We start from the raw sequence: 24,798 nt of genomic DNA, 5'->3' as shown, positions 1-24,798 counted from the left end.
CACCGGACGTGAGCAGCACCCCGTCCCGCCCCCACTTCATTCGCTCGACGAATGAAGTTTTCCGCCCCCGCCGCGCGCCAGCCTTCACGACTTCGCGCCCGCGTGGACAATGACTCTCACCAGCGCCACCGCCGCGTCGCGTCAGGCATTGTCCCCTGCGCGCGCCGCAAACGCAGACGTGCGCGAACTTGCAATCCGCCAGACGTCACTGGTACTTTCTTCGCCACTCGAACGAATGCGGCGCCGGTTCGTCGCGGAGTGACGGTGGGCCCCGGGGGTGTGGGCGATGGGCACGGCGTGATTCACCGCACGCTCCTCTGAAGCAGAGCGCTTTTCATGACGCATCGCACCGTGCGAGCGCCACCTGTGTGCGTCGACTGGTTTCTTCGCAGCAAGAACGAAGTTTTCCAGCAGGGAGGGGAAGCCCATGCAGCACAAGCGTTTCGCCTGGACGTGTGCCGCGGCGGGGATGCTCGCCGCCATGAGTCTGCTCGGCGCGTGTGACCCGGAAGAGGACGACAAGACGCAAGACCCGCCCGCCGACGCGGGGACGAAGCCCGACGCGGGGACGCCGGACGCCGGTGCGCCCGACTCCGGGACGCCTGACTCGGGGACTCCTGATTCAGGGACGCCGGACGCGGGCGGGCCTCCTCCGGACGCGGGCACGCCGGACGCGGGCCCCACGGTGACGCTGCCCCTGGCGGTGGACAGCCACTGGGCGGCCAGCGGCTACATGGGCGACGGCGAGCAGGGCACCATCACCTATGCGTCCGAGTGCGCCTCGCCTCGGCCCGGCACGGGCAAGGGCACCTGCCACAAGTTCACCTATACGGTGGGCGGCAACAACTGGGGCGGCGTGTGGTGGCAGTACCCGGAGAGCAACTGGGGCGACCTGCCCGGCTTCGAAATCCCGGACGGCGCCTCCGTGCTCTCCTTCTACGCCTGGGGAGCCTCGGGCGGCGAGGTCGTCAAGTTCCTGGCCGGCCTGAGCACCAAGGCGGACGGATTCACGCTGGATACCGGCGACGTGACGCTCACGACGACGCCAACTGAGTACACAATCGACGTCAGCCGCGTCCGATACCGGAAGGTGGTGGGTGGTTTTGGCTGGGTCGCGGGAGGCAAGCCCTCTCCGGTCGTCTTCTTCATCGACGACATCCAGTGGCGGTGACCCCCACCATCCTCCACGCGGTGGAACGGAGCGTAAGGGGACGATGAAAGTGGGAACGGCGGCACGGACGGTCGACGCGGCGGGCATGCGGGCGCAGAACAGCAGCCTGCTGCTGAACATGATCTGGCGCGAGCGCCAGATTTCCCGGGCGGAGATTGCCCGGAGGACGGAGCTCAGCCCGTCCACCGTGTCGGCCATCGTCGCGGACCTGGAGCACTCCGGGCTGGTGCGCAGCATCGGCGCCGGCGTGTCCCGGGGTGGCCGCCGGCCCACGCTCATCGGCTTCCGGGATGACGCCTTCAGCATCCTCGGCGTGGAGATGGGCGCCACCCACGTCACCGTCGTGCTCACGGACCTGCGAGGCCGCGTGCGCACGCACCGCAACAGCGCGCAGCAGGTGCGCAACGACCCCGAAGGCACGCTCAAGTCCATCCGGGCGCTGGTGCAGGAGTGCCTGGACGCCGAGCGCGTGCCCCGCAAGTCCGTAGTGGGCCTGGGCGTGGCCGCGCCCAGCCCGGTGCACCCGTCCGCGCCGGGGAAGCTCTCGCCGCTCATCCTGCCGGCCTGGCGCGGCTACGACGTGCGCGAGGCGCTGGGCAGCACGTTCGACCTGCCGGTGCTGGTGGACAACGACGCGAACCTGGGCGCGCTGGCGGAGTGCTACTGGGGCGCGGGCATCAACGGGGAGGACCTGACGTACATCAAGCTGGCCACGGGCATCGGCTCGGGCCACATCATCCACGGCGACGTGTACCGCGGCGCCGGAGGGACGGCCGGAGAGATTGGCCACATCGCCGTGGACTCCGCGGGGCCGCCGTGCCTGTGCGGACTGCGCGGCTGCCTGGTCACCCTCATCGGGTCCGGCGCGTTGGTGGAGCGCGCGCGGGAGCTGATGGGCACCAAGGGCCGCAAGGCGCCGACCATCCGCGAAATCGTCGAGGGCGCGCGCGCCGGAGACGCGGCGGCGCGGCAGATCATCGACGGGCTGGGCCAGTACCTGGGCATCGCGGTGGCGGGCCTGCTCAACCTGCTCAACCCCGCCATCGTCGTGCTCGGCGGAGAAATCTCCTCCGTGGGGGACCTGCTGCTGGACCCCTTGCGGACCTCGGTGCGCAAGCGCGCGCTGTCCACGTCCATGGCGGAGACGCGCATCGTCACCTCCGCGCTGGGCGACAAGTCCATCGCGGTGGGCGCGGCGACGCTCGTGCTCCAGGCGGCCCTCCGGGACCGCACGCTGTTCCCACTCCAACACGTCGGAAGAATCGCATGACCTCCAGCCGACTCCTCGCGTGGTGCCTGCTCCTGGGGAGCGTGGCCTGTGACCCGGCCCGCTCCAAGAGCATCGAGCCCCCTCCCACCATCCACCAGCCCTCGCATCAGGATTGGCGGCTGGTCTGGCAGGACGAGTTCGACGGCGCACCGGGCACCCCGCCCTCCCCCGAGCGGTGGAACGCGGACGTCGGAGGAGACGGCTGGGGCAACGCCCAGTACGAGCACAACACCGCGCGCACGGAGAACGCGTCACTGGATGGCGAGGGCTACCTGGTCATCACCGCGCGCAAGGAGCGCTACCAGGGCAACGACTACACCTCCGCGCGCCTGAACACGCGCGGCAAGTTCGAGCGCGCGTACGGCCGCTTCGAGGCGCGCATCCAGCTGCCCACCGGCAAGGGCATCTGGCCGGCGTTCTGGATGCTGGGCGCCAACTTCCCGCAGGTCGGTTGGCCCGAGTGCGGCGAAATCGACATCATGGAGCACCGGGGCCAGCTGCCCGCCATCGTCCGGGGCTCGCTGCACGGCCCGGGCTACTCGGGCGGGGAGAACGTCGGCGGCGAGCACGTGGTCAGCGGGGGCAAGCTGTACGAGGACTTCCACCTCTACGCGGTGGAGTGGGACCCCGACCGCATCCGCTGGTTCGTCGACGACGTCGCGTTCCTCGAGGTGACGCCCAGGGACTTGCCGGCCAACCGGCGCTGGGTGTTCGACCATCCCCACTTCCTCATCCTGAATATCGCGGTGGGCGGCAACTACGTGGGGCCCATCGACGGGACCACCCAGTTCCCCCAGACGATGCGCGTGGACTACGTGCGCGTCTACGCGAGGGCGGAATGAGGCCCGCGGCCTCACTGCTCCCCCTCCTCCTGCTGACGTTGGCCGCGTGCTCGAACGAGCCCAGGCCCCGTCCGCCCGGGACGCTGTTCGTCTCCGTGGAGCAGCAGAGCGCGTGGGTGCGCAACTTCAACCCGCTGTTCCCGGGCGCGGGCTCCAGGTGGCCCACGCGCGCGGGCATCTACGAGTGCCTGGAGCTCTACACGCCGTCCACCGGCGGCTTCACGCCGTGGCTCGCCACCGGGCATGCGTGGTCCGAGGACCGCCGCACGCTGCGCTTCACCTTGCGCGAGGGCGTGCGCTGGTCCGACGGCAGGGCCTTCAGCGCGGAGGACGTGGCGTACACGTTCCAGCTGTTGCGCAAGCACGCGGCGCTGGACGCGGGCGGCGTGTGGCGCTTCCTGTCGGACGTGCGCGCCGAGGGGCCGCACACGGTGGCGTTCCAGTTCTCGCGCCTGTTCATCCCGGGCTTCGGAGACCTGGCCGCGCAGCCCATCGTCCCCAAGCACATCTGGGAGCGGGTGGCGGACCCGGTGACCTTCACCAACCCGAGCCCGGTGGCCACCGGCCCCTTCACGCAGGTGAGCCTGTTCCGCAACCAGGTGTACGAGCTGGGTCGCAACCCGTACTACTGGCAGCCCGGCAAGCCCGCGGTGCGCGCGCTGCGCTTCCTGGCGTTCCCCACCAATGACCAGGCGAACCTGGCGCTGGTGGAGGGCGAGGTGGACTGGGCGGGCAACTTCGTCCCCGCGGTGGACCGCACCTTCGTGTCCAAGGACCCGAAGCACCACGCGCGCTGGTTCCCGCTCTACGGCAGCACCGTCTTCCTCTACCCGAACACCACGCGGCCGCCGCTGGACGACGTGCGCGTGCGCAAGGCGCTGAGCATGGCGCTGGACCGCGAGCGGCTGGTCGAAATCGCGATGTACGGCTACACGCGGCCGGCGGACGCCACGGGCCTCAATGACGCGTACGCGGGCTGGCGGGACGCGGACGTCGCGGACGACGCGTGGGTGCGCCACGACGCGAAGGAGGCCGCGCGGCTCTTGGACGAGGCGGGCCTCATCGCGGGCGAGGACGGGCTGCGGCGTGGCAAGGACGGCCTGCCGCTGACGCTGGACATCGAGGTGGTGGGCGGCTGGTCCGACTGGGTGCGCGCGGGCCAGGTGGTCGCGCGCGACTTGCGCAAGCTGGGGCTGCAGGCGCAGCTGCGCACGTACGAGTTCGGCGCGTGGCAGGCGCGGCTGCAGAAGGGCGAGTTCCAGCTGGCCATCTCGTGGTCACTGGACGGGCCCACGCCGTACACCTTCTACAAGTGGATGCTGTCCTCGGCGACGGTGCGGCCGGTGGGCGAGGTGGCCGCGGCGAACTGGCAGCGCTACGGCGACGCGCAGACGGACGCGCTGCTGGAGCGCTTCGAGGGCACCGACTCGCGCGAGGAGCAGCAGGCGCTGATGGCGCAGGTGCAGCGGCGCTTCTCGGAGACGGCGCCCGCGATTCCGCTGTTCCCGAACCCGTCCTGGGGTGAGGCCAACTCCAAGCGCTTCACCGGCTTTCCCTCCGAGGCGAACCCGTACGCGCGGCTGTCCCCGCACGCCGAGCCGGACAGCCTGCTGGTGCTGACGACCCTCACGCCGAGGGAGCCCTGACCATGTCCTACGTGCTTCGCAGGCTCGGCTTCTATCTGCTCGCGGCGTGGGCCTCGCTGACGATGAACTTCGTCATCCCGAGGCTCGCGCCTGGAGATCCGGCCACGGCGATGTTCGCGCGCTTCGAGGGGCGCATCTCGCCGGAGGCGCTGGTGGCGCTGAAGACGGCCTTCGGCTTCACGGACGCGCCGTGGCACGTGCAGTACGTCACGTACCTGAAGCACCTGCTCTCGGGCGACCTGGGGCTGTCCTACGCGTACTACCCGTCGCGCGTGTCGGAGGTCATCGGCACGGGGCTCTTGTGGACGGTGGGGCTGGCCGGGTGCGCGGTGGTCATCAGCTTCGCGGTGGGGACGATGCTGGGCGTGCTGGCGGCGTGGAACCGGGGCGGATGGATGGACTCCGCGCTGGCGCCGGCGCTCGCGTTCCTGGGGGCCTTCCCCTACTTCTGGCTGGCCATGCTGGCGCTGTACCTCTTCGGCTTCGGGCTGGGGTGGTTCCCGCTGCGGCACGCGTACTCGCACGACGTGGAGCCGGGGCTGACGCTCTCGTTCATCGCGGACGTGGGGCGGCACGCGGTGCTGCCGGCGACGTCCATCGTGGTGGCCACGCTGGGCGGGTGGATGCTGAGCATGCGCAACACCATGGTGGCCGTGCTGGGCACGGACACGCTGCGGCTGGCGCACGCGAAGGGGCTGCCGCCCCGGCAGGTGATGCTGCGGTACGCGGCGCGCAACGCGCTGCTGCCCAACGTGACGGGCTTCGGGATGGCGCTGGGGTTCGTGCTCAGCGGCTCGCTGCTGACGGAGATTGTCTTCTCGTATCCGGGGACGGGCTACCTGCTCATCCTCGCGGTGCGCAACCAGGACTACCCGCTGATGCAGGGGCTCTTCCTGGTCATCACGCTGGCGGTGCTCGCCGCGAACTTCGCGGTGGACCTGCTCTGCCTCTGGCTGGACCCGAGGACCCGCGCCCATGCGTGAGACCCTTCGACGCCTGCTCCGCCAGCGCAAGGCGGCGGTGGGAGGCAGCATCCTGCTGGGCTTCCTCGTGCTCGCGCTGGTGGGCCCGTGGCTGGTGATGGACCCCACGGAGCTGGTGGGCCAGCCGCACCAGCCGCCCTCGCGCGCGCACTGGTTCGGCACCACGGGCCAGGGACAGGACGTGCTCGCGCAGACGGTGGTCGGCGCGCGGGAGACCCTGGCCATCGGCTTCGCGGTGGGCGCGCTGGTGACGCTGGTGGGCGCGCTGGTGGGAATCACGGCGGGCTACCTGGGCCGGCGTGTGGACGACGCGCTGACGCTCACCACCAACGTGTTCCTGGTCATCCCGGGTCTGCCGTTGGCCATCGTGCTGGGGGCGTACCTGCCCTCGGGGCCGATGCGCATGGTGGTGGTGCTCACGTTCGCGGGCTGGGCGTGGAACGCGCGGGTGTTCCGGGCGGAGGCGCTGGCCTTGCGAGGTCGGGACTTCGTGGCGGCGGCGGTGGTGGCCGGGGAGAGCCACGCGCGCATCATCACCCGGGAGCTCTTGCCCAACATGGCGTCGCTGGTGGCGTCGTCGTTCATCGGGAACACGCTGTACGCGGTGGGCGCGCAGGTGGGGCTGGAGTTCCTGGGCCTGGGCGACGTGGGCGCGGTGACGTGGGGCACCAACCTGTACTGGGCCGGCAACGACGCGGCGCTCCTGACGCGCTCGTGGTGGATCTTCGTCCCCACGGGCCTGTGCATCGCGCTGGTGGGCTTCTCGCTCACGCTGCTGAGCTCCGCCATCGATGAGGTGACGAACCCCGCGCTGCGGGCGCCCCCTTCGGCGCCGGTGCCCGCGAAGGCGGTCGAGTCGTCGTCCGAGGCGCCCACGCCCGGTGTGCTCCTGAGCGTGCGTGGGGTGTCCATCGAGTACATGACGGCCTCGGGGCCTTCGCGGGTGGTGGACCAGGTCTCGCTCGACATCGCGCCGGGAGAGGTGTTCGGGCTGGCGGGTGAGTCGGGGAGCGGCAAGTCGACGCTCGGCTACGCGCTGTTGCGGCTGTTGCCTCCGTCGGCGGCGATTACGCAGGGGCGCATCCTGTTCGATGGAACGGACGTCACCGCGCTGTCGCCCGATGCGATGCGCGATTTCCGCTGGAGCCGCGTGTCGATGGTGTTCCAGAGCGCGATGAGCGCGCTCAACCCGGTGCTCTCATTGGGGGAGCAGTTCCACGACACGCTGGCGGCGCACGGAGGGAGTTCCCGCGCGGCGTCCTATGCGCGGGCGCGCGAGATGCTCGCGATGGTGGGACTGAAGCCGGAGCTGGTGCATGCGTGGCCGCATCAGTTGTCGGGCGGCATGCGGCAGCGGGTGGGCATCGCGCTGGCATTGGCGCTGGAGCCGAAGCTGGTGGTGATGGACGAGCCCACGACGGCGCTCGATGTGGTGGTGCAGAAGGAGCTGCTGCAGCGGGTGGTGGAGCTGAAGGACCGGCTGGGCTTCGCCGTCCTGTTCATCACGCATGACCTGCCGCTGTTGCTGGCGCTCGCGGACCGGGTGGGCATCCTCCAGGCCGGCAAGCTGGTGGAGGTGGACACGGCACAGCGGCTGCGCACGGACGCGAAGCATCCCTACACGCGGCTCTTGCTCTCGTCCTTCCCGCACCTCGGCGCGGCCGATGTGGCGCCGCCGCCACCGGATGTCCTGGAGCACGCCTCACTCAAACCCGCACAGGCCGCGCTGCCCGGAGGTCGCCGATGAGCCCGCCGCTCCTGGAGGCCACGCGCTTGTCGAAGAGCTTCCCGCTGGGCGGATTCCTCTCGCGCTCGCGGCGCAAGGTGTTGCAGGACGTCTCCTTCTCACTGGAGCGCGGCGAAATCCTCGCGCTCGTCGGTGAGTCCGGCAGCGGCAAGAGCACCCTGGCGCGCCTGCTCGCGCGGCTGGACACCCCGGACGGCGGCGAGCTGCGTCTGCACGGAGAGAACGTCCTCGCGCACGACGGCCGCGCCGCGTCGCTGTCCTACCGCGCCCGCGTGCAGATGGTGTTCCAGGACCCGTTCGCCTCGCTCAACCCCGTGCACACCGTGGCCTATCACCTGGAGCGCTCGCTCCTGCGCCACGGCAAGGCCCAGGGCGTGGAGCTCAAGCGCCGCGTGCACGCGCTGCTGGAGTCCGTGGGCCTGACGCCCGTGGAGCAGTTCGCCCAGCGCTATCCGCACGAGCTGTCCGGAGGCCAGCGGCAGCGCGTCGCGGTGGCCCGAGCGCTGGCCGTCGAACCCGACGTCATCATCGCGGACGAGCCCACGTCGATGCTCGACGTCTCCACGCGCCGGGGCGTGCTCCAGCTCCTCAAGGGGCTGACGCGCGAGCGCGGCATCGGCATCCTCTTCATCACCCACGACCTGGCGAGCGCGCGACACCTCGCGGACCGCGTGCTGGTGCTCTACGCGGGCAGCGTCGTGGAGACGGGCCACACCCGCGAGGTGCTCCAGGCACCTCGCCACCCGTACACGCGCCTGCTGCTCTCCGCGGTGCCGGACGGCGTGGACTTCCTGCGCACGCCGCTGCCCGCTCGCACTCCCGCCGGGCCCGCACCGCCATTGGGCTGCGCCTTCGCCCCGCGCTGTCCGCACGCGGACGTGCGCTGTCACGAATCGATTCCCCCCTTCCACCATTCCGCGGCGGAGCACCACGTCCGCTGCCACCTCGAGTCCTCGAAAGGAGTCCCTGACGATGCGGCAGTTTCCTCGTGACTTCGTGTGGGGTGTCGCCACCTCCTCGTACCAGATTGAAGGCGCCACCGATGTGGACGGGCGCGGTGAATCCATCTGGGACCGTTTCTCCGCCACGCCTGGGAAGATTCAGGACGGCACCAACGGCAACGTCGCCTGCGACCACTACCATCGGTGGCGCGAGGACGTGGAGCTGATGCGCTGGATGGGACTGAAGTCCTACCGCTTCTCCATCGCGTGGCCCCGCATCCTCCCCACCGGCCGCGGCAAGGTGAGCCAGGCCGGCCTGGACTTCTACTCACGGCTGGTCGACGGCCTGCTGGAGGCCGGCATCGAGCCCTGCGTCACCCTGTACCACTGGGACCTCCCCCAGGCGCTCCAGGACCAGGGCGGCTGGGCCTCGCGCGACACGGTGAGCGCCTTCGTCGAGTACGCGGACGTCGTGAGCCAGAAGCTCGGCGACCGCGCGAAGCGCTGGATTACGCACAACGAGCCCTGGTGCATCAGCGTGCTGGGCTACGCCAACGGTGAGCACGCGCCCGGCATCAAGGACTGGGGCCAGGCCCTGGCCACGGCCCACCACGTACTCCTGTCCCACGGACAGGCGGTGCCCGTGCTGCGCTCCAACGTGTCCCAGGCGGACGTGGGCATCACCCTCAACCTGGTGCCCGCCGAGCCCGCGTCGCCCAGCGCCGAGGACCTGGAGGCCTGCCGCTCCTTCGACGGCGGCTTCAACCGCTGGTACCTGGACCCGCTCTACGGACGCGGCTACCCGCGTGACGTCATCCAGGACCATGTCGCCGCAGGCCACCTGAAGTCGGACACCCTGCCCTTCCTGCGCGCCGGAGACCTGGAGGACATCTCCACGCCCATCGATTTCCTCGGGGTCAACTACTACAACCGCGCCGTCCTGCGCAGCGACCGCATCCCCGAATCGCAGAACGCGCCGCGCACCGTCCACGTCAGCAGCGAGAAGACGGAGATGGACTGGGAGGTGAGCCCCCACGGCCTCACCCAGCTGCTCGTGCGGCTGCACCAGGACTACAACCCGGGCCGCCTCTACGTGACGGAGAACGGCGCCGCGTACGGCACGGGCCCCGACGCGGACGGCCGCGTGCGCGACACCAAGCGCGTGCAGTACCTGCGGCTGCACCTGGAGGCCTCGCTCGAGGCCATCCGCCAGGGCGTGCCCCTCCAGGGCTACTTCGCCTGGTCCCTGCTGGACAACTTCGAGTGGGCCTACGGCTACCAGAAGCGCTTCGGCATGGTCTACGTCGACTACGCCACCCAGAAGCGCATCCCCAAGGACAGCGCGCACCTGTACCGCGCCGTGGTGGCCCAGAACGGGCTGGATGTGGAGCTGGCCGCATGAGAGCCCTGTTCCTCGCACCCCTGCTGACCCTCGCCCTGCACGCGCCCTCCGGCCTCGCCCAGGAGGTCCAGGCGCCTCCCGTCCAACCCGGCGCGGCGCAGCCTCCCGCGGCGCCCGTGGATAACGCGCCGCCCGCCGCCGCGCAGCCCGGCGGCGCGCCTCCTCCCACCACGTCCACGCTGCCCGAGGGACCTCCGAGTCCCGCGCCGTCACCGCAGCCCATCGCCCTGCCCACCGTGGACGTCACGGCGGGCGCGGAGAAGGCCACCGTCGTCAAGGTGTACCGCGACGAGCGGGGCTTCAAGCTGAAGGTGGACGGCCGCGACTTCCTGATGCGCGGCATGAACTGGGGCTACACGCCCATCGGCGAGAACTACCGCTATTCGCTCTGGAACCAGCCCGACGACTTCGTGCGCGCGGTGCTGGCGCGCGAGATGACGCTGCTGCGCGACATGGGCGTCAACTCCATCCGCCAGTTCGACGACATCCCGCCGCGCTGGGTGGAGTTCATCTTCAAGAACTACGGCATCACCACCGTGGTGAACCCGCTGATGGGCCGCTACGGCGCCACCGTCAACGGCGCCTTCGTGCCGAACATCGACTACTCCAACAAGACGCACCGCGAGGCGCTGCTCGCGGAGCTGGCGAAGAAGGTGGAAGTCTACCGGGGCGTCCCCGGCGTGCTGCTGTGGCTGCTCGGCAACGAGAACAACTACGGCCTGCACTGGACCTCGTATGAAATCGAGGCGCTGCCCGGCCAGGAGGACGCCGCGCGCGCGGTGCACCTCTACACGCTGATGGGGGAAGCGGCGCGGACCATCAAGGCGCGCGACGTGAACCACCCGGTGGCCCTGGCGAACGGCGACCTCCAGTACATCGACCTGGTGGCGCAGCACGCCGCGGACATCGACATCTTCGGCGCCAACGTCTACCGCGGCCCGAGCGTCCGTGACTTGTACGAGGAGGTGCTGCGCAAGGTGGACAAGCCGGTGCTCTTCTCCGAGTTCGGCGCGGACGCGTACAACGCGAAGGAGGGCCGCGAGGACCACCTGGCGCAGGCCGAGTACCTGCGACAGCAGTGGGAGGAGATCTACACCCAGACATACGGCCAGGGCCGCGTGGGCAACGCGCTCGGCGGCTTCGTGTTCCAGTGGGTGGATGGCTGGTGGAAGATGGGCCAGGAGACCAACCTCTCCCTGCACGACACCACGGCGTCGTGGCCCAACGGCGGCTACGCGGCGGACTTCGTGCCGGGCCAGAACAACATGAACGAGGAGTGGTTCGGCATCTGCGCGCTCGGCACGCCGGATGACGCGGGCATCTCCCGCATCCAGCCGCGCACGGCCTACTACCTCTTGCAGGCGGCCTTCCGGCTGGACCCGTACGCGGAGGAGACGGACCTGGACCGCATCCACGCGCACTTCGGGGCGCTGCGGCCCTCGGAGCTGTCGAAGGGGTACGAGTCCTCCATCGCCCTGGCGAAGGCGGATGAGCTCAGCGCGGTGCGCGTGTCCAACCTGCGGCTGGTGATGGACAGCTCGCTGTCGCGCGGGAGCATCGCGACGACGCGGCCGAACCAGACGGCCTCCGACCACACGGAGTCCATCTTCTTCGACCTGGCGCTCCAGCCCGCCACCGGCGTGTACGGGCGCGCGTCGTTCAACGTGGTGGGCAACGTGGCCACCAACCGCCTCAACAACCTGTTCTACGAGAACCGGGGCAACACGCCCGCGCCGACGACGCCCACGCCGGGTGTCTCTCCGACGCCGGGCGTGGCGCAGCCGGGCGTGTCGGGGTTCGACCGGTTCGCGCTGTACCAGGCGGAGTTCAAGCTGGACCGCACGGACTTCGCGCTCGAGGGCTTCTACCGCGTCGGCCACTACCACTGGGGCGAGGAGGGCGACTTCTTCGGCCTGTACCGCGAGGCCAACTACGGGCCGAACATCGACATCTACCACGGCAACGCGCCCTTCGGCGTGGTGCTCAGCGGCAAGCGCGCGTACGAGGGGTTCAAGATCGCCATCGGCCCGGAGCTGTACTGGGGCGCCAACCCCTCCATCGTCGCCAAGTACCGCAAGGGCTTCGGCAACGCGGCGCTGACGCTGGTGCACCAGGAGGACATCGCGCGCGGCGGCACGCAGCAGACGGCCTCCGTCATCCGTGAGCGGGTGGCGCGCCGCACGGCGCTGACCTTCGAGTGGAACCAGGGGTCGCTGTCCGTGGACGTGGGTGGCATCCTCGCGGCGCCGCAGCGCATCGGCGAGGAGTTCACCTGGACACGCGAGACGAACGGCCCCGGCTACCAGGGCACGGGCCAGGAGGTGCTGCGCGACAAGGTGCAGTTCCTCGACACGCTCGGCGCCAAGGCGCGGGCCACGTATGACTTCGGCGGGGCGCGCGTGTTCGCGCAGGGCTCGTTCCGGGGACTCGTGGCGGACGGCGGCCCGGAGCCGAGCATCGTGCTCACGGGCTGGAGCCTGCGGGAGAGCGGACGCGGCAACCACTTCGGCGCGCAGGCGGGCGCGGCGTTCCAGCTGGGCACCATCGAGGTGGCGCCCAATCTGCTGTACCAGAAGCCGCTCATCGGACCGAACCCGAACATCCCCGACACGTTCGACCAGGAGACGGGCACGTACTTCCCGGCGGTGCGCGCGCGCAACGTGTTGCAGGACGCGTTCACGGTGCTCGACAACCGCGAGACGCTGGGCGCGGAGCTGCTCATCACCTTCGACCCGACGCCCGGGACGTGGTTCTGGCAGTGGGACCGGGAGATGCGCGAGGACGCGCCGTTCGCCGCGGGCCTGGACCTGGTGTACCGCCACCAGCCGACGTCGCGTGACGCGAGCATCGCCATCCTCGCGGATGGCAGCGCGGTGCCGTTCGCCGGGGCTCCGCCCGCTCGGGACGAGTGGGAGGCGTCGCTGCGCATGGTGGGCAATCCGTCGCAGCGGCTGAAGCTGTACGGCACGGCGTTCGTGGGCAGCAACCAGTCGGGTGGCGAGGACGCGCGGCAGGTGCGCCGCTTCGGACTGGACGCCAACGCGCTGTACGACACACTGCTCCTGGCGGCGCAGGTGCGCTTCAACGACTGGGGTCCGTACGACTACCACCGCATCTTCAACCTCACCTATCCGCTGCAGGTCGGAGGCGACTTGTCCTACGGCCTGAAGCGTCCGGTGCTGGGGGCGGTGTCCACGCGCTTCGGTCTGCGAGGGCTGGTGCGCATGCTGAACGAGTACTCGGAGGGCCTGAGCACGACGGCCATCGCCGAGGGGCTCGAGGGCCGCGAATACGAGGTGGGTGCGTATGCAATCCTTTCGCTCTGAGGGACGACGGATGAAGACGTGTCTTGTGCTCCTCGCGGCGCTGGCGGCCTCCGGGTGCTACGACCGCGCGAGCTATGTCTATGGCGAGTCGATGGAGGACCTGACGCTCCAGGTGCACGACGCGACGATGGGCGTGCACCCGAGCACCACGGTCCTGGACGACCCGAACAACCCCTTCGTGGACTCGACGCCAGGGACGGAGACGAAGTGGCTCATCCAGGCCAACGCGGGGCCGGTGGCCTCGTTCTACGCGTGGGCCACGCTGCTGGCGCGCGGACCGTATGGCGAGGCGCAGTACTACGTGGGGTTGAACCTGCTGGGCGTGTACCAGAACGGGCTCGCGTCGCAGCAGGACCTGCCGGTGGTGCGCGAGCTGGCCATCAAGGCGTACCAGTCGGTGCTCGACAACTTCCCGGACGCGGTGACGTACGACGCCACGGGGACGATTCAGTACGAGCTGGTGACGCCGGCGTACAAGGCCATCGTGGAGATGGGTGGGACGGTGACGGGCGGGTGGGTGCTGGTGCGGACCTCGAGCGGCGCGGACAAGGCGGTGCGGCCATGAAGCGGACCTTGGGTGTCGTTCTGTTGATGCTGGGGGCCTGCCGACCGGACCCTGGCGAGTCCGACTACGAGAACCACCAGCCGTCGGTGCAGGGGGACGCGGGACCGAATCCGGAGGAGGAGTTCCTGCCGGGGCCGTTCCCCTACCAGCAGGGCCAGCGGCGGCTGTTCGTGGGCTTCTACGAGGGAGGACGCTCGGAGGAGATCATCATCAACGACGTGGACTCGCACATCTACCTGTACGAGGGCACGGTCTCGATTGCTTCGTCGACGACGCGCGTGGAGGGGAAGCTGTCGGACCGGGTGGTCCACGCGGGCAAGGCGTGGCTCGGCTTCGGCATCCACTGGGACACACCGCGCAGCCTGGACGGATGGAAGACGCTGCACGTGAGCCTGCAGTCGTCGGACCCGGGGTTCGCCGCGGTGAAGATTGGGATGAACGACACGGAGGGCTTCCAGGTCGACGCGACGAAGTATGGGTATGCGAATGATGGACAGTGGCACCACCTGGCCATCCCCCTGGCGGACTTCGCGGCGGGGGGCGTGAACCTGGCGGCGGTGCAGGCGCCGTTCGTGCTGCTGTCCGGCGCGGGGCCCTCGGGTAATACGCTCTTGCTCGACAATCTGTACTTCACGAACTAGCGGTTGGGATTGGGCCCGCTTCCCAGGCGACGGGGAGCGGGCCGAAGTACGAAATCCGGTGCATCACAGACACGCCCTCGCGGCTCCCGCGTGTCTCCTCCAGAGAGGGACTGGGTGGGGATGTGGCGCGCGACTCCGCGCGCACCTCCTCAACTAGACTTTCTCTCACCAGGAGACTCCTCAGAAGCGTGCGGCAGAGGGAGACTCGCAACATTAGAATTATCTACAAGATGGGGCCACTTCTTTCCAGCCGCCTTACACACTCGATCAACACGGAGCAGAAGGCTCTCTAGGCGCGCCCTTCCGCCAGGAGCGCCTTGCTCAAACTCAATCCGCACATCCTCCTTATTGACCAGCAAGTATCGAATAATAGCCGCAAACATCGGCTTAAAGGCGAGGTGCAGATCTTCCGCATCCTCAATGAAGGCAGCCCACCAAACAGCTATCGCCTTCGTGCTTGAATTCGGATCGCACTCCGTCTGGATAATCTGATTATACAACGATGCAATATATGACCACTGCGAGGCGAATCTCGCATACAGCGCAATGTACACACCCGCAAAAATTGCTCCGATCCAAGGAATCGTCTGATTAACAGCCAACCGAAAACTACCGAAACTCAAGGTCCACAAAATAGCGTTGGTATCTGTAACCTCCCTCAACAACACCGCAAGGCCATACACAATTGTCGTAATCCAGCAACTTCTCAAGAAAACAACCGTGCCACCATTGGCACGGAACTCAAGTATGAATTCCCCGGTCAAGAATCGCATTGGTATACTCCCCCCCAAAAAAATGCTGAACTAGGATGCATACTACGCGGTCGCCTATCTTCACTCAACCGCTAGAACTTCCCATGCATACTCGGAGCTAGGGCAGAAAGAGGGGTGCACAACGACCCCTCTTCGCCGTCTCTTGAGGCTCTATCTACCAGAGAAGATTCACACTAAATCCTCAATAGGCCAACTCCACTCAAACACCCCGCCCATAGCTTCTGCCTTTAGTCGGCCCATCCCCGCAAGCAGCTGAAATCCGATTCAAGTCTCGACACCTTCAGAACAACAGCATCAACACATCCTCCACAAGAACATGTACACAAACCCGCCCCGCCCCAGCGACGAGACAGGGTCCTCGAAACACAAAACACTCTCTCGCAATCCCACACACAAGCAAGACGATTCGATACCCTTGCCAACGGCGCGTTTCTGGGTATGCAGGCACCGGGATACACAAGAAGTTTTCTCGACGACCTCAAGCCGAAGGTCTGGTTCGAAGGGTCGGGCGCCAAGGCGATCGTCGACCAGGCGAATCGTCAGCGCGCCGTCGCAAGAGGGGCGCCCATTCGATGGCACATCGCGGAGGAGAGAACCACCGAGGCCATCCGGAAGTTGTTCGATGCCAACGATGTCGAGGGAATCGAAGTCATCTTCACGCCTCCTCTTCCCTGAGGAACCTTGAGCCGTGACCGAGAGCTACTACGCGGGAGTCTATTGGGGGGCCAGGAAGGAGTCGGCGGAGGAGTGCGCGCGTCGGTTCCAAGTCCTTCTCGAGCGGCTTCCAGCGGTGGACTCCTCGCTCGCGCACTGGTTCCAACAGGGCAAGTCACGCGCCGAAGCACTGAAGCGCCCACTGCTTCCTCAGTTGGCGGAGCTGGAGCCTTTCGTCCGCCGGAGCAAGGACCGGGTCGTCGACGAGCTGGGATTCAGCATCGCAGGGTGGAATGGCGCCAGTGATGACGACGAGACCACCAGCTTCCTCATCGCGTGCGGTGGCCGCTCTGAATGGGTCGGAAACCGGTGTGTCTACACGTTACCCAGCCGAGGCCCGAGCTTGGAGCGGCTCCTGTCGGAACCCGCGCTCTCAGCGCTCCTGCGACATACAGCTGACGCCTGGGAGCCGGATTGGGGCGTGGCGATTTCGGAGCAACACCGAGACCTGCAGAAGCCACACCGTCCCAAGGGGACTCCTTACGTGGGCTGGGTCACCTATCTCGCACGGCATCGGGGCACGGTGCCGCCCCTTCCCTCTCCGGTGCGCGTCGAAGCCGTGGGCGACAAGGGCACGCTCATCATCCTCACCCCCGAACGCTTCACGGTGAGCAACCCGGAACACGTGGCCTTGGCGGAGCAAGTGCGAGCGCTGTTGGACCAGGCAGGGCTACTGAAGCCACTCAGCGGCCACCCCTGAGTCTCACCGCCTGCGCCACCGCGCGTCGCCCGCCTCCGCGGTGAGCAGGATGAGCGTCGCTGTAATCGCGGACTCCACGTCCGGTGGGTCTCCCGTCAGCGCGTCCCGGTACAGGAAGAACTGTCCCACCCGGACGATGACGTTCGACAGCGCATCCAGGTTCATCGCCGGGCGGATGAGCTTGTCCCGCACGCCCTCCTCCAACGCCCTGCGGATGCTCGCCGCGCAGCGCTCCTCCACGCGGCTGCTCTTCGACATCAGCACGCGCATCGCGTACTCGGAGTCCTGCTGGATGAAGCGCCTGAGCGGCGCGTCTTCCACAATCAACTGGATGAGCCGCTCGGTGACGTCCGCCAGGTACGCCGCGCCCTCGCCCTGGAACTCGCCCCTCGCCGCCGTCAGCGCCGCATCGAACCGGGACGAGAGCACCTCCCCGTAGAGCAGCTCGCGCGTCCCCGCCCACCGGAACACCGTCGCCCGACTGACGCCCAGCTCCTGCGCCATCCTGCCGATGTCGAACCGCTCCCCCTCACTCCACCACCGCATCGCCAACGCGAACAAATCCCTCGGCGTCGCCCGCGAGGACGCCTCCAACCGCTTCGACAACGGCGTCACCCGCACCCGCGCCTTCTCGCGCGAGGCCGGACGCGTCGTCCTCGACGGCGCCCCCTTCGCGCTCCGCCGCACGGGCTTCGCCCCCGTCCGCTTCATGTCGCCGCGCTCAGCATCTTCCGCCGCCGCCGCTTCATCCCCGCCACCAACACGCGCTGGTACAGCGTGGGCAACAGCCGCTGCATGAAGTCGATGAGCACCGCGTCACCCCCGATGAGCTGACGACGCCGGTTCTTGTGGATGGCCGTGACGATGTCCTCCGCCGCGCGCTCCGGCGTCGTGGCGAACGCCTTCTCGAAGTCACTCGACGAGCGCTCATCCGTCCACCCCCGCCGCACCGTCACCCTCGCGTTGCGCGCGATGTTCGTCTTGATGCCCCCAGGGTGCACACACGTGACGCCGATGCTCCCCCCCTCCACCTCCAGCTCCTGCCGCAGCGCCTCCGTGAACCCCTTCACCGCGAACTTCGCCGCGTTGTACGCCGCCTGCGTCGGCACCCCGATGAGCCCGAACACACTCGACACGTTGACGATGTGCCCCGCGTCCACCGCCTTCAGGTGCGGCAGGAACGCCTTCGTGCCGTACACCACGCCCCAGAAGTTGATGTTCATCAACCACTCGAAGTCCTCGTACCGCGTGTCCTCGATGGTCGCCCCCAACGCCACCCCCGCGTTGTTGATGACGATGTGCACCGCGCCGAACTCCCGCGCCACCTCGTCCGCCCACGCGTGCACCTCTTCGCGCTTCGCCACGTCCACCCGGTCCACCCGCACGCGCACCCCGTGCTCCCGGCACTTCGCCTCCGTCTCCGCCAGGCCCTGCGGATTCACGTCCGACAGCGCCAGGTGACAGCCCCGCTTCGCCAGCAGCACCGCCGTGGCCCGGCCAATGCCCGAGCCCGCGCCCGTGATTGCCGCGACCTTGTCCTTCACCGTCTTCATGTGCTGGCTCCGTTTCGCGCCCGGCTCGGCTCCACCTCGTCGAGCATCCGGCGCAGCAACCGCGCGACCTCCACCGTCGCCTCCCGACACGCCCGACTCAGTCCCGACATGTTCGCGAACGCATGCACCAGCGAATCGAAGCGGCGCAGCGTCGTCGGCGTCCCCGCCTCCCGCAGCGCCGTCGCGTACGCCTCCGCCTCGTCCCGCAGCGGGTCGAACCCCGCCGTGACGATGAGCGCCGGTGGCGCCCCCGCCAGCGACTTCTCCTGACGCGGAGAGACCCGGGGGTCCGCCAGCGGCGTCGTGCTGCCCATCATGTACTGCTCCTGGTACCACTCGACATCCACGCGCGTGAGGAAGAACCCCTCCGCGAAGTGCGACAGCGAGCCCCAGTCCCGGGTGCGGTCCATCGTCGGGTACAACAGGAACTGGAGCGCCGGCTTGCGCGTGCCCTCGCGCACCGTGTGCTGCGCGACGACGGCCGCCAGGTTCCCACCCGCGCTGTCACCTCCCACCGCCACCCGCTCCGGGTCCGCGCCCAGCGACGCCGCGTGCTCCAGCGCCCACTCGAACGCGGCAATCGCGTCCTCCACCGCCGAGGGGAACGGGTGCTCGGGCGCCAGCCGGTAGTCGATGGAGAGCACGTGCACGCCCGCGTGGTGACACAGCCGCCGGCACGGCGAGTCATGCGTGTCCAAATCCCCCATCACGAACCCACCGCCATGGAAGAACACCAGCAGCGGCCGCCCCCGTGAGTCCCCGGGCGGGACATAGTGCCGCGCCCGCAGCGGGCCCTGCTTCGTCTCGAGCACCCGCGACGTCACCGACGCCACCGGCTCCAGCGCCCCCGAGTGCATCAGCGCCTCGCGCCGCAGCCGGTTCCGCGACTCGGCGAGAGGCAGCTCCGACTTCCGGGGCACGCCCTTGCGCTCCCGCAGCGAGAGCAGCAGCTGCACCTCGGGGTGCAGGCGCAGCCCGTCAATCACCACCGGCGGCTTGCCGGACAAGCGCACCAGCATCGGCGGCGGCAGGCGGAACAGCGCGCTCGCGACCTTGAACTCCAGGCGCTCCAGGAGGGTGAGCTTCGTGTCATCAGCCATGTGCCAGCTTCCGGTGACGAGTCCCCGTCGTCGCGCTCGAGCGCCCGTGCCGGGCGATGGCCACGTACTCCGACGGCTCGAAGGCGGAGACTCGATGGTGGTAGGAGAACGTGAAGCCGGGCCACAGCGTGGAGTTGCGCCCGGTGGCGTCCAGATACCAGCTCACGCACCCGCCCGTGAGCCAGACCGTCCGCGCCATCCGCGTGTCGACGTCCTGGATGAACGCCTCCTGCGCGTCGGACGTGGGCTCCACCGCCGCGAGCCCTCGCCCCTCCAGGTAGCGCAGCGCGCTGAGCACATGCGCGAACTGGGCCTCCATCATCAGGATGACGGACGTGTGTCCCAGCCCCGTGTTGGGTCCCAGCAGCATGAAGAAGTTGGGGAAGCCGCTCACCGACGTGCCCAGGTGCGCCTTCATGCTCCCCGCCCACGTCTCGGTCAGCGAGCGCCCATCCCGTCCCCGGATGTGTCGCGCGAAGGCCGGCTCCGTGATTTGGAAGCCCGTGCCGAAGATGAGCGCGTCCACCGGGTGCTCCGCGCCCGTCGTGGTGACGACGGAGTGCTCGCGCACCTCCTGGAGGCCCTCCGTGACGACCTCGACATTGTCCCGGGTCAGCGCCGGCAGGTAGTCGTCCGAGACGAGCACGCGCTTGCAGCCCATCGTGTAGCCGGGCGTGAGCTTCTCGCGCAGCACCGGGTCCTTCACCGAGTCGCGCAGGTGCCGCTTCGCCCCTCGCTGGGCAAGCCGGATGATCCACGGGTGCATGAAGGCCAGCGCGGACAGCTCCTTCACCGCGTAGATGCCCAGGCGCGTCAGCCACCGCGCCCCGGGGACTCGCGCATACAGCCACTGTCTCCATGCGGCGATGGGACGGTCCTCGCGCGGCAGAATCCACGGCGGCGTGCGCTGGAACAGGACCAGCCGCGACACCTTCGGCTGGATGACCGGCACGAACTGGATGGCGGACGCGCCCGTGCCCACCACCGCCACCCGGCGCCCCTCCAGCGCGTAGCTCGAATCCCACCGGGCCGAGTGCATCACCTTGCCCTGGAAGCGCTCCAACCCCGGCAGCGTGGGCACCACGGGCTCGCTGAACGCGCCCGCCGCGAAGATGAACACGTCCGCGGTGAACAGCCCCTGGGACGTCTGGAGGCGCCAGTGCTGCGCGGCCTCGTCCCAGGAGGCCTCCTCCACGGTGTGGTGGAAGCGCACGTGCGGCAGCACCCCGAAGCGCCCCGCGCAGTCACGCAGGTACGCGTGAATCTCCGGCTGCGATGAGTAGGCCCGCGACCAACGCGGGTTGGGCGCGAAGGAGAACGAGTACAGGTGCGAGGGCACGTCACACGCGCAGCCCGGGTACACGTTGTCCCGCCAGACGCCGCCCACGTCCCCCGCCCGCTCCAGGATGACGAAGTCCTCCATCCCCTCCTGCTTCAGCCGGATGGCCATGCCCAGGCCACCAAAGCCGCTGCCAGCGATGGCCACGTGGAAGTGTCGGACCCGAGCCAGGGACATCACCAACCTCCGCTCCAGGAAACCCGCCCGTCGCCCACCCCACCCGCGCTACGGATTCCCACCATGGCGCGTCATGAGTCACTTCGCAACCTTGACTCATTTCCGACAAGGCCGTCGCTCGCGAGGGCCCGCCAGTGGGGACGTCAGTGGTTCAGGTGCTCGACGAGCGTCTTGAGGCCGATGCCGATGAGCACCACGCCTCCGAGCAGTTCGATGCTGGTGCCGAAGCGCTCACCCAGCCGCTTGCCCGCCCACGCGCCCAGGACGGACAGCACGAAGGTGAGCACGCCGATGAGGCCGGTGGAGAGAATGACGCCCAGCTCCAGCGCGGGCAGCGTCACGCCGACGGCGAGCGCGTCGATGCTGGTGGCCACGCCCAGCGTCATCAGCATGGGCAGCTTGATGCCCGTCGACGCGGCGCGCTCCTCCTCGTCGTGGGAGAACGCCTCGTAGATCATGTGCCCGCCCACCAGGGCGAGCAGCCCGAAGGCAATCCAGTGGTCCACCGCCGCGAAGCGCGTGAGGATGACCTTGCCCCCGAGCGCGCCGGCCAGGGACATGCCGAACTGGAACAGGCCGAACGTCACCGCCAGCTTCAGGATGTCTGGCGGACGCGCCCCGCGGATGGCCATGCCTCCGGAGACGGCGGTGGCGTCCATCGCCACCCCGAGCGCGAGCAGGAACAGGGTCATCTCCGGCTATTCCTTCTCGATGTCCCGGTCCCATAGCTGGACGCGGGTGTTCTCATCGGTCAGCCGGCGGGTGAGCTCCGCCGCGATGGCCACCGAGCGGTGCTTGCCACCCGTGCACCCCAGCGCCACCGTGAGGTACGCCTTCCCCTCCTTCTGGTAGCGGGGGAACAGGAAGCGGCAGAGGTCCACCACCTTCTCGAGGAACTGCTGCGCCTCGTCGCGGTCCAGCACGTACGCGGCCACCTTCGGCACCTTGCCCGTCAGCCCCTTCATCTCCGGGACGAAGTACGGGTTGGGCAAGAAGCGCACGTCCAGCACCAGGTCCGCCTGCGGCGGCACGCCGTAGCGGTAGCCGAACGACATCACCGACAGGCTGGGGCCCGCGGCGGGCTCCGGGCTGAAGCGCGCCTGCACCATGCGCTTCAGGTCGTGGACGTTGAGCACCGACGAGTCGATGACCTGGTCCGCGATTTCGCGCAAATCCCTCAGCGCCTCGCGCTCCGCCTTGATGCCGTCGGCGACGGTGCCGTTGGGGGCGAGAGGATGGCGGCGGCGCGTCTCGCTGAAGCGACGGATGAGGCTGTCGTCGCTCGAGTCGAGGAAGAGCACCTCCACGTGGTGGCCGGCGCGACGCACCTCGTCGAGCATGCGCGGGGCCTCCTTGAGGAAGACGCCCTCGCGCACGTCCACCACCAGCGCCATGCGCTCGATGTTGCCACCGCCCGCCAGCTCCGTGAGCTTGGGCAACAGCACCACCGGCAGGTTGTCGATGCAGAAGAACCCCGCGTCCTCCAACGCCCGGATGGCGGTGGACTTGCCGGAGCCGGACATGCCGGTGATGACGACCAACTGTTTCGCGGGCGCGGTCACTCGACCTCTTCTCCCAGGGTGCGGCGCATCGCCCCTTCGGCGATGGCCCGGTTGAGCCGCTCGGCGAACTCCCGCGCCGAGTGGTGGCCCTGATGCTTCAACAACTGGTTGCGGGCGGCCACCTCGATGATGGTCGCCATGTTACGGCCAGGACGCACGGGTACCACCGACAGCGGGATGTCCACACCCACAATCTGCAGGTGCTTGTCCTCCACCCCCAGCCGGTCGTACTCCTGATGGGGGTCCCATTCCTGCAACTCGATGACGAGCTCGATCTTCTTCTGCTCGCGGACCGCCGCCACGCCGAACAGGTCCTTGATGTTGATGATGCCCAAGCCCCGGATTTCCATGTGGTGCTTGATGACCGGATTACCGGCCCCGTAGACGGCGCCCTTGCGGCGGGTGACGTCGACGATGTCGTCGGCCACCAGACGGTGGGCGCGCATCACCAGGTCCAGGGCAATCTCGCTCTTGCCGATGCCACTCTTGCCCAGGAGCAGGATGCCCACGCCGAAGACGTCCATCAGCACGCCGTGCAGGCTGCTGGACTCGGTGAGGGCCTCCTCCAGGAAGGACTGGACGCGGGTGATGAAGTCGCTGGAGAGCAGCGGCGTCTTCATCAGGGCCAGGCCCTCCGCCTCGCAGGCGGTGACCAGCACGGGGGGAATCTCCAGCTCCTTGGTGACGACGACGCAGGCCAGGTCCTCCTCCTCGAAGAGCTTGGACAGGGCCTCGCGCTGCCGCGACTCGGGGAGGGTGGCCAGGTAGGAAATCTCGGTGTTGCCGAACACCTGGACGCGGCGGGGGTGGAGGTGCTCGGTGAACCCCGCCAGCGCCAGCCCCGGCTTCTGGATGCGCGGCGAGTCCACCGTCCTCGTCAGGCCCGCCGCACCCGCGACGAGCGTCAGCCGCAGGTCGTAGTCGTGGTCCTCGATGAGCTGGGAGATGCGGATGGATTTCATCGTCGGGGCCTGGAATATCACCGGTGGGACCTTTTGAGTCGAAGTGCCCACGGGGGGTGTCGTCCCCCACCTCCACCGCCGATTGCCCACCCGACCACCGGCCTGCCGGCCCCGGGGGTCCGGGGCCACCGCTTGGCGCCTCAACAATGCGCGCCATGGCCATTTCCCGGCGTCCCGCCGGTTGGTAAGCCCCGGCCATGTCCGACTGCCTCTTCTGCAAGATTCGAGACGGCCTCATCCCGGCCAAAGTGGTCTACAAGGACGACGTCTGCCTGGCGTTCAAGGACATCAACCCTCAGGCGCCCACGCACGTCCTGTTCATCCCCCACAAGCACATCCCGACGGTGAACGACATCGCGGCGGAGGACGAGGCCACGGTGGGCCACCTCTTCACCGCGGCGGCGAAGCTGGCCAAGCAACTGGGCCACGACGCCAACGGCTACCGGGTGGTGATGAACACGAACGGCGATGCGGGGCAGACGGTGTTCCACATCCACCTGCACCTCCTGGCTGGCCGCTCGCTCACCTGGCCTCCGGGGTGAGGCGAAGCGGTGGGGCCCACCGGTTGCTAGTGTCTGTCCCGTGAGGCGCGAGGGGTGCGCCGGCGATGCCCTTCTCCACGGAATCGACTCCCGCGAATCGTCGTGCCTACACGGTGCTGGCCCTGCTGCTCGCGGCGGTGGCGGGCACGGTGAACGCGACGGGCTTCGTGGCGCTCGGCGTGCACACGTCCCACATGTCCGGGAACATGGCGTCCCTGGGCGAGTCGCTCGCGCTGGGGGACGGCGCGCTGGCGTTCCGGGCCGCCCAGGTGCTGCTGGCCTTCGTGGTCGGCGCGGTGTGCGCGGCGGCGCTGCTGGATGCGTCCCGACGGCGCGAGCGGGGTCGGCACGTGGCCGCGCTCGCGGTGGAGGTGGTGACGCTGGCGGGCATCGGCGTGGCGCTCGACGCGGCGCCGGGTGCGCGTGCGCCGGTGCTGCTGTGGGCGCTGGCGTTCGCGATGGGGCTGCAGAACGCGCTCGTCACGCGCGTGTCCGGCGCGGTGGTGCGCACGACGCATGTCACCGGCATCCTCACGGACATCGGCATCCAGCTGGTGCAGATGTTCGCGTGGGTGCGGGATGGCTCGCGCGGCCAGGGGGTGACGGGGGTGCTCAGGCGCCTGCGCGCCCTGCCCTCGGCCATCGAGTTCGAGCGCACGCGGCTGCACCTGGGACTGGGGCTGTCGTTCCTGCTGGGGTGCACCGGCGGGCCGTTGCTCTACCTGCGCCACGGGCCCGCGGCGCTGGGGCTGCCGTGTGTGGTGCTGCTGCTGCTCATCGGGCTGGACTTGAGCCCGGCCGCGGCGCGCGGGGCGCCGCGAGGCTCCACGTCACGGGCGTGA

23 protein-coding genes are annotated in these 24,798 nt (G+C 68.9%); 15 read left to right on the top strand and 8 right to left on the bottom strand.

The genetic code is table 11. The annotated features are described in order from the left end of the window. Positions 1–427: 427 nt before the first annotated feature. Genes VZQ01_RS25365 through VZQ01_RS25315 form a run of 11 tightly spaced genes read left to right on the top strand, consistent with a single transcriptional unit; the run spans position 428 to position 14,534 of the window. Complete coding sequence (locus tag VZQ01_RS25365; protein WP_267699326.1) at positions 428–1,171, top strand: hypothetical protein; 744 nt, start codon at positions 428–430, stop codon at positions 1,169–1,171. Positions 1,172–1,214: 43 nt separating this feature from the next. Beyond that, entirely contained in the window at positions 1,215–2,441 is a 1,227-nt protein-coding gene (locus VZQ01_RS25360; RefSeq protein ID WP_426744906.1) for an ROK family transcriptional regulator, read from the top strand. Further along, positions 2,438–3,283: a glycoside hydrolase family 16 protein gene (locus VZQ01_RS25355; RefSeq protein WP_426744905.1), complete on the top strand. Its 846-nt coding sequence runs from the start codon at positions 2,438–2,440 to the stop codon at positions 3,281–3,283. Before VZQ01_RS25360 ends, VZQ01_RS25355 begins: the two co-directional genes overlap by 4 nt. Beyond that, positions 3,280–4,929: an ABC transporter substrate-binding protein gene (locus tag VZQ01_RS25350; protein WP_426744904.1), complete on the top strand. Its 1,650-nt coding sequence runs from the start codon at positions 3,280–3,282 to the stop codon at positions 4,927–4,929. Before VZQ01_RS25355 ends, VZQ01_RS25350 begins: the two co-directional genes overlap by 4 nt. A 2-nt stretch (positions 4,930–4,931) precedes the next feature. Beyond that, positions 4,932–5,912: an ABC transporter permease gene (locus VZQ01_RS25345; RefSeq protein ID WP_141328654.1), complete on the top strand. Its 981-nt coding sequence runs from the start codon at positions 4,932–4,934 to the stop codon at positions 5,910–5,912. Further along, a complete protein-coding gene (locus VZQ01_RS25340) occupies positions 5,905–7,659 on the top strand; it encodes a dipeptide/oligopeptide/nickel ABC transporter permease/ATP-binding protein (protein ID WP_426744903.1) in 1,755 nt (584 codons plus the stop codon). The genes VZQ01_RS25345 and VZQ01_RS25340 overlap by 8 nt, the downstream gene beginning before the upstream one ends. Continuing rightward, positions 7,656–8,651 carry an ABC transporter ATP-binding protein gene (locus VZQ01_RS25335; protein WP_223746964.1) on the top strand — a complete coding sequence of 332 codons (996 nt, stop codon included), beginning with the start codon at positions 7,656–7,658 and terminating at the stop codon, positions 8,649–8,651. Before VZQ01_RS25340 ends, VZQ01_RS25335 begins: the two co-directional genes overlap by 4 nt. Further along, a complete protein-coding gene (locus VZQ01_RS25330) occupies positions 8,632–10,002 on the top strand; it encodes a GH1 family beta-glucosidase (protein WP_141328648.1) in 1,371 nt (456 codons plus the stop codon). The genes VZQ01_RS25335 and VZQ01_RS25330 overlap by 20 nt, the downstream gene beginning before the upstream one ends. Continuing rightward, positions 9,999–13,328 carry a glycoside hydrolase 5 family protein gene (locus VZQ01_RS25325; protein ID WP_426744902.1) on the top strand — a complete coding sequence of 1,110 codons (3,330 nt, stop codon included), beginning with the start codon at positions 9,999–10,001 and terminating at the stop codon, positions 13,326–13,328. The genes VZQ01_RS25330 and VZQ01_RS25325 overlap by 4 nt, the downstream gene beginning before the upstream one ends. 10 nt (positions 13,329–13,338) lie before the next feature. Further along, a complete protein-coding gene (locus VZQ01_RS25320) occupies positions 13,339–13,893 on the top strand; it encodes a hypothetical protein (RefSeq protein WP_194869357.1) in 555 nt (184 codons plus the stop codon). Continuing rightward, positions 13,890–14,534: a putative glycoside hydrolase gene (locus tag VZQ01_RS25315; RefSeq protein WP_426744901.1), complete on the top strand. Its 645-nt coding sequence runs from the start codon at positions 13,890–13,892 to the stop codon at positions 14,532–14,534. The genes VZQ01_RS25320 and VZQ01_RS25315 overlap by 4 nt, the downstream gene beginning before the upstream one ends. Positions 14,535–14,683: 149 nt before the next feature. Here the strand turns inward: VZQ01_RS25315 and VZQ01_RS25310 are convergent, their stop codons facing one another. Continuing rightward, positions 14,684–15,307: a hypothetical protein gene (locus tag VZQ01_RS25310; protein WP_426744900.1), complete on the bottom strand. Its 624-nt coding sequence runs from the start codon at positions 15,305–15,307 to the stop codon at positions 14,684–14,686. Positions 15,308–15,745: 438 nt separating this feature from the next. Between VZQ01_RS25310 and VZQ01_RS25305 the strand changes: the two genes are divergently transcribed. Both VZQ01_RS25305 and VZQ01_RS25300 read left to right on the top strand, forming a co-directional pair. Next, a complete protein-coding gene (locus tag VZQ01_RS25305) occupies positions 15,746–15,982 on the top strand; it encodes a hypothetical protein (protein WP_426744899.1) in 237 nt (78 codons plus the stop codon). Between the two features lie 13 nt (positions 15,983–15,995). Further along, positions 15,996–16,721 carry an immunity 52 family protein gene (locus VZQ01_RS25300; protein WP_426744898.1) on the top strand — a complete coding sequence of 242 codons (726 nt, stop codon included), beginning with the start codon at positions 15,996–15,998 and terminating at the stop codon, positions 16,719–16,721. 3 nt (positions 16,722–16,724) lie between these two features. Here VZQ01_RS25300 and VZQ01_RS25295 read toward each other — a convergent pair whose 3' ends face one another. From VZQ01_RS25295 to hprK, 7 genes are all read right to left on the bottom strand, one after another. After that, on the bottom strand, positions 16,725–17,432 hold the full coding sequence (locus VZQ01_RS25295) for a QsdR family transcriptional regulator (RefSeq protein WP_426744897.1): 708 nt from the start codon (positions 17,430–17,432) through the stop codon (positions 16,725–16,727). Next, positions 17,429–18,274 carry an SDR family NAD(P)-dependent oxidoreductase gene (locus VZQ01_RS25290; RefSeq protein ID WP_141328636.1) on the bottom strand — a complete coding sequence of 282 codons (846 nt, stop codon included), beginning with the start codon at positions 18,272–18,274 and terminating at the stop codon, positions 17,429–17,431. Before VZQ01_RS25290 ends, VZQ01_RS25295 begins: the two co-directional genes overlap by 4 nt. Further along, entirely contained in the window at positions 18,271–19,374 is a 1,104-nt protein-coding gene (locus VZQ01_RS25285) for an alpha/beta hydrolase (RefSeq protein WP_267699318.1), read from the bottom strand. The genes VZQ01_RS25290 and VZQ01_RS25285 overlap by 4 nt, the downstream gene beginning before the upstream one ends. Then, on the bottom strand, positions 19,367–20,890 hold the full coding sequence (locus VZQ01_RS25280; protein WP_426744896.1) for a flavin-containing monooxygenase: 1,524 nt from the start codon (positions 20,888–20,890) through the stop codon (positions 19,367–19,369). Before VZQ01_RS25280 ends, VZQ01_RS25285 begins: the two co-directional genes overlap by 8 nt. Before the next feature lie 143 nt (positions 20,891–21,033). Then, entirely contained in the window at positions 21,034–21,582 is a 549-nt protein-coding gene (locus tag VZQ01_RS25275; protein WP_223746954.1) for a manganese efflux pump MntP, read from the bottom strand. A gap of 6 nt (positions 21,583–21,588) precedes the next feature. Further along, positions 21,589–22,413: an RNase adapter RapZ gene (rapZ, locus tag VZQ01_RS25270; protein WP_248543098.1), complete on the bottom strand. Its 825-nt coding sequence runs from the start codon at positions 22,411–22,413 to the stop codon at positions 21,589–21,591. Positions 22,414–22,448: 35 nt separating this feature from the next. Then, the gene (gene hprK, locus VZQ01_RS25265; RefSeq protein WP_223747245.1) at positions 22,449–23,414 is read right to left on the bottom strand and encodes an HPr(Ser) kinase/phosphatase; all 966 of its coding nucleotides are present in this window, start codon (positions 23,412–23,414) and stop codon (positions 22,449–22,451) included. A 197-nt stretch (positions 23,415–23,611) separates the two neighbouring features. Between hprK and VZQ01_RS25260 the strand changes: the two genes are divergently transcribed. Continuing rightward, positions 23,612–23,956: a histidine triad nucleotide-binding protein gene (locus VZQ01_RS25260; protein ID WP_223746953.1), complete on the top strand. Its 345-nt coding sequence runs from the start codon at positions 23,612–23,614 to the stop codon at positions 23,954–23,956. Between the two features lie 65 nt (positions 23,957–24,021). Next, the gene (locus VZQ01_RS25255; protein WP_223746952.1) at positions 24,022–24,798 is read left to right on the top strand and encodes a YoaK family protein; all 777 of its coding nucleotides are present in this window, start codon (positions 24,022–24,024) and stop codon (positions 24,796–24,798) included.

Origin of the sequence: Myxococcus faecalis, from assembly GCF_050039385.1 — a bacterium.
Classification (GTDB): domain Bacteria; phylum Myxococcota; class Myxococcia; order Myxococcales; family Myxococcaceae; genus Myxococcus; species Myxococcus fulvus.
Note: the sequence above shows the minus strand (reverse complement) of the source record. Positions and strands in the feature narration are given on the sequence as shown.